This window comes from Segetibacter aerophilus, assembly GCF_007991655.1.
Classification (GTDB): domain Bacteria; phylum Bacteroidota; class Bacteroidia; order Chitinophagales; family Chitinophagaceae; genus Segetibacter; species Segetibacter aerophilus.
Map to the genome: position 1 here is coordinate 1 of NZ_BJYT01000017.1, position 13,220 is coordinate 13,220.

Here is a 13,220-nt window from a genome sequence, read left to right on the forward strand (position 1 = left end):
TGCGCTACGATAAAGAAACAATTAGTAACAATGTCAAGATTAAATTATTCAGAGAACAAGCGCTGAATACTGACAAATTTACTGGGAGTAAAAGTCCTTCTTTTTCATCGAAGGATGCAGAAATAATGGACGTAAATAGGCTAAATGTGATATTCTCTAATAGCTATGAGATGGATCTCTTAAACGCTGCATTGAAAAAATATAAAAGGCGTACAAAAAGTGTAATTGTTGACACTGCTGAAGGCCTGTATCAGAACAAAATCTATCAATAGTCATAAGATGATAAAAATAGTATCAACACCGCCAGCAATAAGACTCTTTGGATTTTTTAGGGCGAGCGGTGTTGATGTCGAACAAAAATGTTCGATCAACGCTTGGCTCGCTTTTGCTCCCGTTGGTCGCAAAAGAAAAGACAGTTCTAAAACTTAAATATAGAACATATGGAAAAAGTGAGAGCCCTTAAGAGGCAAGCTGGAAGGCCAGTGAAAGCCATTAAGAAAGAAATAAGAGCCTCTGTAAGATTTACTAAAGCGGAATACTTCAGTATTAGAAATAAGGCTTCAAAAGCAGGCATCAAAGCCTCCGCTTATATCAGGGAGATTGCGATTAATGGAGAAGTAAAAATGCGGTTTACAGAAGAGGAAAGGCAATTTGTCAGGCAGATTGTAGGCATGTCAAACAATTTTAACCAGCTTACGAAAAACAGTTATAAAGAAGGAATGTTGACAACTGTTTTTCATTTTGAAGCATATCGTAACCGTTTAGATGACCTGCTAAAAAAGTTTGATTATGCTAAGTAAAGTGTATTCCGGCCACTCGTTTTCCCATGCCTGTAGGTATATAGTAAATAAACAAGGTGCTAAAGTTTTGGAGTGTGAAGGAGTAAGAGGTCACGATTATAAACTAATGTCGGATGATTTTAGAATGCAGCAACAAATGCGACCAGGAAAAGAAAAAGCGTGCTTTCATTGTTCATTGAGTTTTTATCCGGGAGAGGTATTGAGCGATGAAAAGATGGTGAAGATTGCACAGGAATATCTCGAAAAACTTGGTATCGTTAACACACAATATGTAATCACAAAACATACTGATCGGAAACACCTTCACCTGCATATTGTTGCCAACATGGTAAACAACAATGGCAAATCAATCTCGGATGGTTATTTAGGTTTTCGGGGAAAGAAGATAGCCCAACAGTTGACACAACAATACAATCTTGTTCCTGCGGTAAGCAAAAATATCGAACTAACAAACTTCGAAGCATTACGAAAATCTGAAGCAAATAAGTACAAGATCTATAAAGAAATTATGCAGGCATTACCGCACTGTAAAACGTTTCAAGACCTGGAAAAAAAATTACAACAACGCGGCATAGAGGTACAATATAAGTACAAAGGACAGACATTAGAGAAGCAGGGAATAAGTTTTAAAATAGGGGAGGATTGTTTTAAGGGGAGCAAAGTTGATCGCCAATTTTCTTTAGGAAATCTTGAAAAGGCTATAGCGACAAATCAAAAACAATTACAAGAAATAAAGCCACGAGTTGCTGAAGCGACCAGACCACAAGGTCCGTCAATCCGAGATACATCAGTAAGTATGAGGCAACAAAACACGGTTACAAAAGGTCTGGAGAATGTGATAGAGATGTTAGTTAAGCCAGAAGAAAATCCTGCGTTGCCTCCAACTGAATTGCTGAAGGAAAACAAGCGAAGGAAGAAAAGACTGTCTCAAAGACGATTATAGATCATAAACGAAAAAAATGAGGTTATGAGTGAAGCATTATTAGTTTTAATGATTGATAGACTAGATGAGCTGCAAAGAAGAATTGATTCGCTCGGTGAAAAGCTTGAACCTATAAGTAGACAATCGGAAACAATGAGTGTAATTATTACTAAGGTTGATGCTGTAAGAAGTGATGTTCAAAACATCAGTTTTCCTGTAGCGGAAATTAGAGAGTTGTCAATAAACCTTGACACTACTATAGACTTATTAAAGCGGCCGGTGAAAAAAGAAATAATACATCACCATCATGCTACTAAAGTTCTATGGGTAACTGCTGCTTTGTTTTTGATCATTTGCCTTTTATCAACTGGTTGGTATCTTACTAAAGATGCTTTACTGCGGTATAAAGAAAGTGATACTAAATACCGCTACTTGAAGTTGCAGGCTGGAAAAGGTTTGAGCAATGCTTTGTATTTTATTGATAGTCTCTATATAAAAGATGGAAGCATGAGGGATAAGGTAATTAGTAAAGAAGAAGAAAACCAGCGGAAATTTGATTTGCTTGAGAAAGCTTACAAGATGGAAAAGGCTGCAAATGAGCTCGAGCAACAAGTAAACTAGGCAAATTTACCAGAGGAAAACTCGAAGCTTGTAGGGCGTGGGAAAATAAATAAGGTTGGTAAAAATACTAAAAAATGGAGAGTGAAAAATAAAGAAAATTGCTTCACAATTTTTTGCCGCCGATTTGCCAACGGAATTAGTAGAGCAAGTTATTGCTATTCTTCTACATCAGTTTCATTGCAGGCACCATTCTTTGCGCCCTTGCAAACTCCTATCACACCTTGCTTGCGGCTCGCATCATCACGGGTTTATTTGGTGGAGTTATCGGATCAATTTCCCTGGCTATTGTTGCCGACCTGTTCGATATACATCATCGTGGTCGTGTGATGGGATTTGTGCAAATGGGTTTTGGTGCAAGCCAGGTGCTCGGCGTTCATATCGGGCTTTATCTTGCTAACAACTTGGGATGGCGTGCACCGTTTTGTCTCGTAGTAGCTATGGGTACATTGATAGCGGTCTTGATTGTTGCAAAACTAAAACCGGTAACTGCTCACCTTTCAGCACAGCACAGCCGTACACCGCTTCGCTACTTACTAAACACCTTCTCAAAAAGAAATTACCGCATTCGCTTTTTAGCCACCGCCTTTCTGTCTATCGGTGGGTTTACGATGATGCCCTTCAGTAGTGCCTTTGCAGTCAACAACCTGAAAGTAACACATGAACAATTGCCCCTTTTATTTATGGTTTCCGGCTGCAGCTCTCTTGTCATTATGCCGCTTATAGGGCGCATTGCCGACCGCATAAACAAGTTTACTTTATATACTATTGCATCCGCATTGATGATAGTAGTGGTGGTTGTGTATACCAATATGTCAGTAACACCGCTCGCATGGTTCCTGCCGTTGCATTAACAACAGCCATCCCCGACCTCGCAGACCGTGGAGCATTCATGAGTATCAATTCATCATTACAACAAATAGCCGGTGGCGTAGCGGCTGCGGCTGCAGGAATGATCGTAAAGCAAAAAGACAAGTTTAGTCCACTCGAACACTACAATACGGTAGGCTATGTAATGGTGTGTGTTTCCTTATTAAGCGTGTTCCTTTTGTATCGTGTAAGTGTGCTGGTAAAGAAAAAGCTGGGGGAGAAGAAGGTATAAGAGATTCTTTTGTTGGACCCCCTTTAGGCCCTTGATTTTACATCGTTGTTGCCTGCCCCGACGAGGAGCAAAGAGACGCAACTCGGCGTCACTCACTTTTACTGGTAGTAGTTGCTTCGACAGGTTTGAAAGTGAAGCTATTCGGCTTTCCTTCATTTATTACCCTCCATTTGCCCCGTAATAAATTTTGATAGTTCCTTAGGATCAACGGATACACCTTCTTAGTTATAATAATATGTTTAATTTCAGAGCGATCAAATGGATGATTTGCTTGCGTGTCCGTAACAGGGTCATAACAGGACATGTTTTCCAAATCCTTCAGGTCCATCCGAAATGAAATTGTTTCTTCATCGTCTAAAACTATAGCGCTGCTAATTAGGTCTTTGCCGTGAGTTAGGTATAACAAAGGTAGTTTTTCACAAATGGCGGCAGCGCTATGGCGGACATGAAGTTAATGAGCTGAAGAGGGTAAAGGAGCTTGAAGATGAGAACAGCCGTTTAAAGCGCATGTATGCTAACTTAAGCTTAGTACATGAAGCCCTAAAAGATGCAGTGTCAAAAAAGCTGTAATGCCTGACCAGAAAGGCAGCCTGGCTGAACACATGATCATTGAGCATGGCATCATTTAACGTCAGTCATAATACACGCAGGATTACAACTGTTCAAGAACGCATAAGTTGCTAGGTTATATTCCACCAGCAGAGTATATAAAATCCAAATTCCTATAAAAACCAAAAGAAAAATCTATGGCATTTTATACTTTTGATTGGCATGAAAATTAGGGAAGCTTACAGGATAGTTTCTGGCCACATGGACGAAACAGCTTTTTTTACATCGACTTTTATATTTTGCCATGCTCAAATAAATTTCCGTGATCATCAACCTCACAGAAATCCTTTTTTCAACCGCATTTTTTAAAGCGCCAGCACAGCTATCTTAAAGCTAAATGCGAGTATGAAGTACCTCATGCGATTCAAGGTTGTATGAGAAGACAATGTCCTATCTTAAGACAATTTAGTTCAAATTTTTGTTTTATCTTGATCTTCATATACAACCGTTTATGTCCAACCAATCTATTAAAATTTTCCTTGCCTCATCGTCCGAATTAAGAACGGACAGAGATCAATTTAAGATGTTTCTATACGACGAAAGCATCAGGCTAAACAAATCGGGACTCATTCTTGAAATTGTTCAATGGGAAAACTTCCTCGATGCGGTATCTCAGACCAACTTGCAGGACGAATACAATAAAGCACTAAAACAATGCTCCATTGTTGTCTGCCTGTTTTATACGAAGGCGGGAAAGTACACTCAATTGGAATTCGATACAGCACTTAAACAATTCCATGAAACAGGCTTGCCCTTAATTTATACCTATTTTAAAACAGGTGCGCCGGAAGCAGATCCGAATAATGAACAGGCAAAAGATCTGGATAACTTTAAAAAACGCCTCGGAGACATAGGTCATTTTTATACTTCATACAACAATATTGATGATCTCCAGTTACGGTTTCGTAAACAACTGGACAAGTTAGAGGACAACGGGTTTATTAAGCTGCAGGATGATGTGAAAAGAGAAACCAGAGAGGCAGTTGAAAAATATGCAAGAAGCATTAATACTGCCAACATAGATGGAAACGAAAATGTCGTTACTCAGGGAGAGACGGTGAATCAATCAACAATTTATGCGGAAAATCAGCAAGCAGAAAAAATTGTCAATATTGGATCAAATGTTGGAAATATCAGTTTCTAAAATAACTTATTCTAGGCATGCCAAAAAATACAATTGAAAATAGATTTATACCGGTTGGTCAAGGCAATAGAGGTGAGGTGCACGCTGAGGGTCAACAAGCCGACAAAATTGTAAACCTTGGAACTAATGTTGGAGATATTAATATTCAATCTGCAACATTCATTAACAATACTACTGAGGGTAGAAAACCGGTAAGCATGCTGCTTACCCGCAGGCTGATTGACGCACTTGGTGATTTTAGTCCAAGAGCAAAAAATTTTCTATCAAAAATTAAGGATTCCGAAAAGGTAGACTGGGAGCGGCGCAGCGATAACAAATACTTGTCCACTGCAAAAAGTGTCATTGTCTCCTCTTATGCTTCTGTGATGAGCGTTTATATTTCTAATCTTTTTGGCTGCGAAAACGCAAGAGATTATTTTGGACTGAGTATCGCCATAGCAAAAAGAACGCTCCAGTTGTTATGCTTCGCCTTTGTTTCCAGTTTATCGGATCATCTGGAAAATGAAAAGACCGGGTTGTCGGCGCCGGTGCCGGATAGTGTGAGTAGTTTTTTCAATTCGCAGACAGAACTAGACATTTCTGAATATGTAACCCTTCTTAATGCGCTCGTTATTCTATTTCATCAAAATCAGCTTAAATATCCAATTGCAGAAATAAAAAATATCGAAAAAGACCTTAATGGCGAAAGTGAATTCTTAAAGGCTTGCAATAAACTTAATGACTACGCTGTTAGCGACAGTGGCAGTTTGCCTCCCATAGTTGAGATTGAAAATGTGTTAAGTACTTTCCTCGTATCACTCAATTTCCTCTGCGCATATAAAATGATTTCTGTAAAGGAAATTTCCTATGAGGAAGTAAGGTATAGAACCACCGCTCAATACCTCCACTGTTATACACTGCTTGGAATAAATAATGAAAAAAACGGGCAGAAATATAACTATGACGAAAAGCCTTTAAATACCGACGCTGTCATTTTGTTCAAGGATAAGTACCAGGAAGGAATCAATCTTTTCCCATTTATTATTGACTATAATGCATTGATGGATGAACAACAGGCAAATATTTGCTTTTACGTGGGAAATGAAGAAAATTTTACTGAAGAAGACGATACCAAAACAATTAAAATGCTAAGATACTTTAACACCAGTAAAATTTCATCCGGCAATGATGACAAGGACATTATCATTGAATTTGATGAAGAAATAGAAATGGCAATGGCTGTAAAACCTAATAATGATATTGTTACCCGATATAAAACGGAAGACAACAGCAACAAATTCAAGGCAATGAAAAAGAACGAAGCTTACAAAGCATTTCAACAAGCAAAAAAAATAATAACGAGTTAAAGCATTGCTCCGCAAACATACTTCAAAAAAAATCCCTATCACATAGATGCAGGAAAGTAGAGAAAAAAAGTACCCTTTTAAATTTTTAGATTCCTACAACCGGAACGATACGGATATATTTTTTGGAAGGGATGAAGAAATAAAAGTCCTTTATGAAATAGTCTCTCAAAATCCAATGGTCTTGGTTTACGGGCCATCGGGAACGGGAAAAACAAGTTTAATTCAATGTGGTTTAGCTGGAAAGTTTAAATCTTATGATTGGCTACCGGTGACGGTAAGAAGGGAAGGCGATATTAATGTCTCACTTGAAAAATCATTGGTGGATAATGGTGGTAATGCTGAAAACTTTGATGCTGAGCTGGAAGATGCAAGCGAAAATGAATTAAATAGTCTTGCTAAGCTTGTTAAGGGTGTATATCTGAGTAACTTTAAAACCACCTATTTTATTTTTGACCAGTTTGAAGAATTGTATATTCTCGGTAATAAGGATGAGGAAGACCGATTTATAACAGCAATAAAAGACATTCGGGCTACAGGACAGCCAGTCAAATTCATTTTCTCCATACGCGAAGAATACCTTGGTTATTTGTACAGGTTTGAAAAAGTATTTCCACAGCTTTTACGCAAAAAGCTAAGAGTGGAACCAATGACGAACGAGAATCTGAAGGACATTTTAACTGGTATTAACAATTTAAAAAACACTTCTATTCGTGTAGATGGTAAGGAATTAAATGATATCAGTGAAGCAATTTTCGAAAAATTAAGGGGAGACAGTAAAACGCTCCATTTCGAATTACCCTATCTGCAGGTATTAATGGACAAATTATATCTTGATATCACAAAAGATAAGGATTATAAGACTGATGCATTTATTACACTTGATCTGGTAAACAAAATAGACAATCTCGGAAATGTTCTGAAGAAATTCCTGGAGGATCAGGTTGAGCAGGTTAGGGTTTTAGCCGTTGAAAAAAATATTTGTGCTAACAATATTTCTGGGGGAAGCATCTGGAAAATTCTCTCGCCATTTGCCTCATTGGAAGGAACCAAGGATCCAATATTGAAAGATGAAATTAAGCGTCGCATCTACGATAAGGATATTGATGACTCATTGGTTAGCTTTTGTATAGATGAATTTGTAAATCGAAGAATTCTTAATTTTTCCCACGAGACGGAACTTTATGAACTTGCTCACGACTCGTTAGCAAAATGTATAGCTGGTAAGCGAAGCGATGTAGATATTAGGCTGCTGGAAATTTACAGGCTCATCAAATACCAGGCATCTATAAAAGAAGGAGCGCGGGAATTCTTTTCCGAAAAGCAACTAAAGATAATCAGCCCCTATTTGAGTAACCTGAAGCTTAGTGATGATGAAAGTGAATTGGTTTCAGAAAGCCAAAAAGAAGTAGCCATAACAATAAGCAAAAGAAAAAGAAATCGCTATTTAGCATTAACGATAACCATATTTGTGATTGCATTTTTTGCGTGGCTCCTCTATTATAAAAATCAACAGGGAGCAGACAATATCCGAAAGGTTAAACTTGCCAGACTGAAGGAACAAATAAGTACTTCAACGGGCAATGAACAAAAGCTTCTTCCATTTTTTTATATTTTGGAGGCATTGGATTTAGAAAAGGATCTTTCAGAATATAAAAAGCTTATCGAAACAGCAAAAAGGTGGAAAACTTATCCTACCCATACTCTTGAAAAAATATTTGTTGATAGCTCATTTAAAATCGGCGGCGCTGCATTCGTGCAAGGAGACTCATTGATATATGTATGGGATTATAATGGCAAAAACTTAAAGGCATGGGATTATAACGGAGGAAAAATACTTTGGTCAATATCTGTTGAATTGCGGGACCGCAAATCTGATAATCCATTAGTTACACAGCGCAAATTGTTTTTTTTCTCGCGGCAGGGTCTAAAAACAAATGAGAAGAGGGATTCATTAAACATTTCTGATTCATCACTCTTTTTTGTAAAAATGTATATCGATTCAGTCGTTAACAATTGGGACGTTACTGGACTACCCGTTTTACCCAAAATTATAAATAAAATTTATGGCGCATCATTCAGCCATGACAAACAAAATGTGATGACCTGGGGCAAAAATTCTGAGTCCAATTATGATGCTGCTAATGTTTGGAATAGCGAAGGCCCTAATATTGGAACAGCCCTCGTACACGATGGTATAAAGGGATCTGCTTTTAGTCCGGATGACAAATTCGTACTTACCTGGGATGACAGCACCGCCCGGGTGTGGAGATATACGAATGACAGTGCAATATTCAGGTTGCCTTCCAATCTGTTTAAATTGAGAAGCCAGGTTGAGACGGGTCTTGAACTGTCTCCTTCGGATAATAGTACGCTCCGGATTATTCCTCTCCCCGAGTATAACAAACGACGCGAAGAGTATGTAAAACTATACAACGAGTACCTGGAAAAGGAAAGAAAAAAATAGAATCGATATTAGTGACAATCACGCAAGCGTAGTCATGGGTAGGAAAAGTCGGATAGCGTTAATACAAGTACAAGATTGCGACGCTAGAGTACCTTTGGCAGGCCCAAGCTTAACAAAATGAACACCCGAAGGGTCGAATTTTTTTAAAATCAGTAAATATATAAGTGCTGATTTCAAAAAAATTAGAACCATGTTCATTAGTACGATGTCAAGTTCAAAGAACAAATGCGGGTAAAAAAAAATATTATAGTTCAATCAGCGTAAGACTATTGTGTACACTTTATTTAGTAAAAAAGGGATACTAAATTGTAGCTAAGTTGTTTCTTGGAACTGGCGAAAGTTTTTCATGGCATCATCGTTGTGTCACTACTTGTACCGATTGACACATGATGATCTTTCTTTTAAATACGTTTTTAACATCACATCGTTTTATTGATGAATCGTTGCGACAGGTTTGTATACCGCTGAGAAAAAACCCTTTCAAAATTCTGGTCCTTAATTTCTCCTCTTAGGACCAGAAGAGGAGTATGTGGGATGAGGAGCGGGGACCGTTTCGGGGCCATCTTCAGTTGTAGCCAGTATATCAACTGAAGTGGCTGGACCGTCCTCACCGTAAATAAAAATAAAACGGTCCTCTGCAATCCCCTGTTTTTCAACAAAGTATCTAATTACCGCATTTACATGATCCCAGCTAAGCTGTTGTGTCCTTTTATCATAAGTGCCAAATCCAACAATTTTTACCTTACATCCTGGATTTTCCTTTATGTTTTGAGCCGCAGCACTAAGTAAAGCAATGGAGGAATTTAATAATTTTGAACTTCCCGATGCAAATTGAACAGAAGGTAATGGACCTAATTTACAATTGCTCCTGCCGCTTTGGCCCGACACAGAAAACGCCATTACCGAAAATAGCATTCCTAAGGTAATACTGGTTAAGTTGTATTGAAAGTATTTTAAATTTACAACCATGGTATAAAATCTTTTAGCGTTGTTAAATCTAAACAACCAGCACCTTGTTTCCAAATGAATCACACTTTATTACAAAAGATATGCTTATTTGCCCTTAAAGCCCCGACTGTTAAGGGCCATTAACATGATTGCTCCAAGATTACGATAAGGTGGTACATAGTCTTGAAACCGGTTATCATTTTTAAAACGAACGGACAAGGTTTTCCAAACCGACGGCCAATCCAGATTTTTGCCCTTAACGAGCAATTCTATTATATAGTTTATCAGTGGTTGATTGATTGTTATACTTCCTTCCTGTTTAGTTGCGACAATCTGTGCTAGCGGACTGATTTTATATACCTGGTTCAATTGGTTATACCCCCCGCAGCTGCCAATGAAAACCAGTTTATTTTCAGGAGATAGTAGTTTTAAAGTATTATTAAGATGATAGCTATGCCCCCGGTGGATTATTACTGATGGAACTATGTTCCTTTTTTTCAGATAATTGCTAAGTACTTGCTGGGCGTATTCAGCCTGTTTAGTATTATCATCGAGCGGCAGATTGGCATAAATATGTACCGGAATTCCTTTTGTGTTTACAAGCTCATACCAATATTTACTTCTTATGATTTTCCAGTTAGTGTTTCGAAAGGATTTTATAAAAATGTTGAAAGCATCTTGTCCGTCCTGATCTCCGTAAAAGAACTGCTGAATAATGATACTGCCGTTCTTGTTCTGCAGCGAACTGTTCTCGATCCGGTACACATTAGCGATGCCCAAAGTAGCTGTAAGATTGATGTGATTGGTTGTATTGAGGCTTAAAAATAGTGTGTTTAACAAGGAATATATTCGAAGGGAATCGGGAATGGTTTGCGGTCTGATATCTATTTTGTTTTGTATTTCCTTTAAAATAAACTGGCGCAAACTATTGTTGTGGATGCTGGCATAGCTGTCCGCAACATCAACGGCATCCTCTATTGCATTATTGCCATTTAGACCATCAATAAAAGCATGCATAAGTGTATCGGCTTCTTCTTTTTTCATTCGTCTTAGAAAATCATCGAGCGTATTGAAAGTGCTAGCCATTTTCAGAAAGCGCTTAAAATGATCAAAATAGACTGCCTTCAGAAGAGTGTAAGTGTTTAGAGAAGCGGTTTTCTGAAAAATTCGGTTGTAAATCTTGAGATAACTACTTGTAAAAAGGTCATTAACGCCATTGATACATAGGTAATAGAGCTCAATTGAATTAAGGTCTTCAATTACTTTAAGACGAATATCGTCCTTGTATTCATGCAAGGCGTTTAACACACGGACAAAATCGTATGAAGCGGTAAGTGCGATCTTTTTTGTGAGGTACTGAAAGGCAATGGCGGTATCATTCGAGGCGAGACCTTTATTGTAGCCTATCAGAGTTTTAATAAGCAATTGATAGTAAAATACCCGCTTATCTTTCCCTAATGTGTTTGTTATCGCGTCAAATGATATTTTTTTATGGTACAGGTCATAAATGAAAGGAAGATAAAAAGTACCCTTGGGTAACTTTGCGATGTCAGCTATTAATTTAACCAGCGTATCACTGTTCGTAAGTATTCTTTGCCCTAATTTAGAAAGAGAAGCCTGGCTATAAGCATACAATTCTTCAGGCATCTTAGTTGCTGCAAGGATCAAAAGACTGTCAGCACAAATAACGTCAGGAAATTCAAACAATGTTGGAAAAAAGACCGAAGGATCACGATTAAAAGTTTCACGCACCAGGTATTCTTTGCTTTCATTAAAACTTACGGGGTTTTCTTGCCCGATTGTATTCAAAATTACTCTTCCAAGCGTAAGGTCGCTTTCTTTGATTACTGGCAGAATAGATTGATTATTTGCTACCAACGCTCTTGCTTCGCTATACTTATTTAAGAGCACCGGTATGTTTTGGACTACTAACCCACCGGAATGCAGGGCATACGATACGTCATTTAGCAAAACCTGCCATCTTTTTAAACTTGTGTACTTCGCGCTGTCATTCTGAAGAGAATCGGCTTCAATAGCCAATTGAACTGAGTCAATCAAGGTAATAACCGAAGCCGTAATGCTGTAAAGCTTTTTTTCATAATTAGGTAATTCAACAGGCAACTTCTTTTTAACGTCTACTAAAATATCCTGTTGTAACTGGTCAATTTCTTGGTGAAGCATCTTCGTTCCCGATGTATCAGCCACCGAATTGGTCTTCGTGCTATGAAAATCGAAAGGATTGCTGGAAGGTATAGCTAGAGGATGGGATGATGTTTTATACGCAAGACTATACTTGTGGCTAATGTCGTTAGTTTGTGCAGACAGAAAAAGATAAAAAAAATGGGCAGATAATAACAAAGTCAACCTCATTGAATGCCGCCTAATCCTCATGTCTGTAAAACAGGAACAACTCATTAAGTAAATTTAAGTAAGGAAAACTTGTTTGAGGAGAAAAACGAGTGCATTAACTTGTTTTACCTAAACATTAGGTTGGCGGCGGTAATGTTAGCAAGCCTTAGTTGAATGAAATTTTGTTGAAGCCTTTCATTTGATGCAATCCGAAAGCTGCAATTGCCAGTGTGTGGAGATTTCAACTTTGTTCGTCAAAATTGCCTACTGCTCTTACGCTTTGAACTGATATTGCCTTTATTTCATTATCGGGTATGATCTGTGTAATTGACGTTGTATTTGCTCTAAAGGAAGATCAATGCAACCTCTTTCAGTTTCTTAAGTTCATTCCTCAATATATTGCTTATATAAGGGTCTTGGTAACTGATCGTGTAGAGGGAGAACTCCCCGTGTTGTCTTCCCCAACCAGCTTTCTCGGAGTGACCCGAATGTCAAGGGTCTGAAGCTTTAATAAAAATTCTTTATACTGCGTCATGCTACTCTTTAAAATTTTTCAAAGTGCTTACGGGCATAAAACTAATTAACAAGTTCAATATTTCCTGTTTAAAAAACACCGGGCTTCTACGATACTAGAATTTAAATGTTTGCTAATTATTTGCCTAACCGCTTTAAGAAGAAGAGAAGAAAAAAACAGTCTAAGGGATGGCGTTTGTAAGTGTAAAAGTGGCTATAGTAGCACTAGGTTGGAAAACTCAGTTCGGTCGCTTGGGCATGGTTGAAAAAACTTCACGAATTTGTTAGCTCTTTCATAGGCGACGATTAAAATTAAAATATGCTATCATCTAAATGAAGGGAGCTTTTTTATTTACTTAATGTTCAGGCAGACGACGCAAAAGCTTTAGTTAATTTCTAAATGCT

13 protein-coding genes are annotated in these 13,220 nt (G+C 37.9%); 10 read left to right on the forward strand and 3 right to left on the reverse strand.

Features of this window, described 5'->3' with window-relative positions:
• The 6 genes from SAE01_RS24565 to SAE01_RS24845 all read left to right on the forward strand — a co-directional run.
• On the forward strand, positions 1 to 272 hold a 272-nt coding region (locus SAE01_RS24565; RefSeq protein ID WP_170234203.1), incomplete at its 5' end, for a hypothetical protein.
• Between the two features lie 168 nt (positions 273 to 440).
• Positions 441 to 800 (forward strand): plasmid mobilization protein, encoded by a 360-nt coding sequence (locus tag SAE01_RS18390; protein WP_147205267.1) that lies wholly within the window; start codon positions 441 to 443, stop codon positions 798 to 800.
• Positions 790 to 1,743 (forward strand): relaxase/mobilization nuclease domain-containing protein, encoded by a 954-nt coding sequence (locus SAE01_RS18395; protein WP_147205268.1) that lies wholly within the window; start codon positions 790 to 792, stop codon positions 1,741 to 1,743. Before SAE01_RS18390 ends, SAE01_RS18395 begins: the two co-directional genes overlap by 11 nt.
• Positions 1,744 to 1,767: 24 nt before the next feature.
• Entirely contained in the window at positions 1,768 to 2,343 is a 576-nt protein-coding gene (locus SAE01_RS18400; RefSeq protein WP_147205269.1) for a hypothetical protein, read from the forward strand.
• A gap of 152 nt (positions 2,344 to 2,495) precedes the next feature.
• Positions 2,496 to 3,194, forward strand: coding sequence for an MFS transporter (locus SAE01_RS18405; RefSeq protein WP_218029193.1), 699 nt, complete (start codon positions 2,496 to 2,498; stop codon positions 3,192 to 3,194).
• Positions 3,173 to 3,442: a hypothetical protein gene (locus SAE01_RS24845; protein ID WP_218029194.1), complete on the forward strand. Its 270-nt coding sequence runs from the start codon at positions 3,173 to 3,175 to the stop codon at positions 3,440 to 3,442. The genes SAE01_RS18405 and SAE01_RS24845 overlap by 22 nt, the downstream gene beginning before the upstream one ends.
• Positions 3,443 to 3,530: 88 nt before the next feature.
• On the opposite strand, the gene SAE01_RS18410 is transcribed toward SAE01_RS24845, so the two are convergent.
• Entirely contained in the window at positions 3,531 to 3,848 is a 318-nt protein-coding gene (locus SAE01_RS18410; RefSeq protein WP_147205270.1) for a hypothetical protein, read from the reverse strand.
• Here SAE01_RS18410 and SAE01_RS25210 point away from each other — a divergent pair.
• The 4 genes from SAE01_RS25210 to SAE01_RS18430 all read left to right on the forward strand — a co-directional run bounded on the left by SAE01_RS25210 (position 3,842) and on the right by SAE01_RS18430 (position 9,005).
• Positions 3,842 to 4,012, forward strand: coding sequence for a transposase (locus SAE01_RS25210; RefSeq protein WP_147205334.1), 171 nt, complete (start codon positions 3,842 to 3,844; stop codon positions 4,010 to 4,012). The genes SAE01_RS18410 and SAE01_RS25210 overlap by 7 nt on opposite strands.
• A gap of 490 nt (positions 4,013 to 4,502) precedes the next feature.
• Positions 4,503 to 5,195: a hypothetical protein gene (locus SAE01_RS18420; protein ID WP_147205271.1), complete on the forward strand. Its 693-nt coding sequence runs from the start codon at positions 4,503 to 4,505 to the stop codon at positions 5,193 to 5,195.
• 17 nt (positions 5,196 to 5,212) lie between these two features.
• Entirely contained in the window at positions 5,213 to 6,541 is a 1,329-nt protein-coding gene (locus SAE01_RS18425) for a hypothetical protein (RefSeq protein WP_147205272.1), read from the forward strand.
• A 46-nt stretch (positions 6,542 to 6,587) separates the two neighbouring features.
• Positions 6,588 to 9,005, forward strand: coding sequence for an ATP-binding protein (locus tag SAE01_RS18430; RefSeq protein WP_147205273.1), 2,418 nt, complete (start codon positions 6,588 to 6,590; stop codon positions 9,003 to 9,005).
• Positions 9,006 to 9,500: 495 nt separating this feature from the next.
• Here the strand turns inward: SAE01_RS18430 and SAE01_RS18435 are convergent, their stop codons facing one another.
• On the reverse strand, positions 9,501 to 9,974 hold the full coding sequence (locus SAE01_RS18435; RefSeq protein ID WP_147205274.1) for an OmpA family protein: 474 nt from the start codon (positions 9,972 to 9,974) through the stop codon (positions 9,501 to 9,503).
• Positions 9,975 to 10,058: 84 nt separating this feature from the next.
• The gene (locus SAE01_RS18440) at positions 10,059 to 12,368 is read right to left on the reverse strand and encodes a hypothetical protein (protein ID WP_147205275.1); all 2,310 of its coding nucleotides are present in this window, start codon (positions 12,366 to 12,368) and stop codon (positions 10,059 to 10,061) included.
• Between the last annotated feature and the right edge of the window lie 852 nt (positions 12,369 to 13,220).

Coding starts and splice junctions, on each gene's coding strand:
- SAE01_RS18390 (WP_147205267.1), top strand. CDS start 441: ATGGAAAAAGTGAGAGCCCTTAAGAGGCAAGCTGGAAGGCCAGTGAAA.
- SAE01_RS18395 (WP_147205268.1), top strand. CDS start 790: ATGCTAAGTAAAGTGTATTCCGGCCACTCGTTTTCCCATGCCTGTAGG.
- SAE01_RS18400 (WP_147205269.1), top strand. CDS start 1,768: ATGAGTGAAGCATTATTAGTTTTAATGATTGATAGACTAGATGAGCTG.
- SAE01_RS24845 (WP_218029194.1), top strand. CDS start 3,173: ATGGTTCCTGCCGTTGCATTAACAACAGCCATCCCCGACCTCGCAGAC.
- SAE01_RS18420 (WP_147205271.1), top strand. CDS start 4,503: ATGTCCAACCAATCTATTAAAATTTTCCTTGCCTCATCGTCCGAATTA.
- SAE01_RS18425 (WP_147205272.1), top strand. CDS start 5,213: ATGCCAAAAAATACAATTGAAAATAGATTTATACCGGTTGGTCAAGGC.
- SAE01_RS18430 (WP_147205273.1), top strand. CDS start 6,588: ATGCAGGAAAGTAGAGAAAAAAAGTACCCTTTTAAATTTTTAGATTCC.
- SAE01_RS18435 (WP_147205274.1), bottom strand. CDS start 9,974: ATGGTTGTAAATTTAAAATACTTTCAATACAACTTAACCAGTATTACC.
- SAE01_RS18440 (WP_147205275.1), bottom strand. CDS start 12,368: ATGAGTTGTTCCTGTTTTACAGACATGAGGATTAGGCGGCATTCAATG.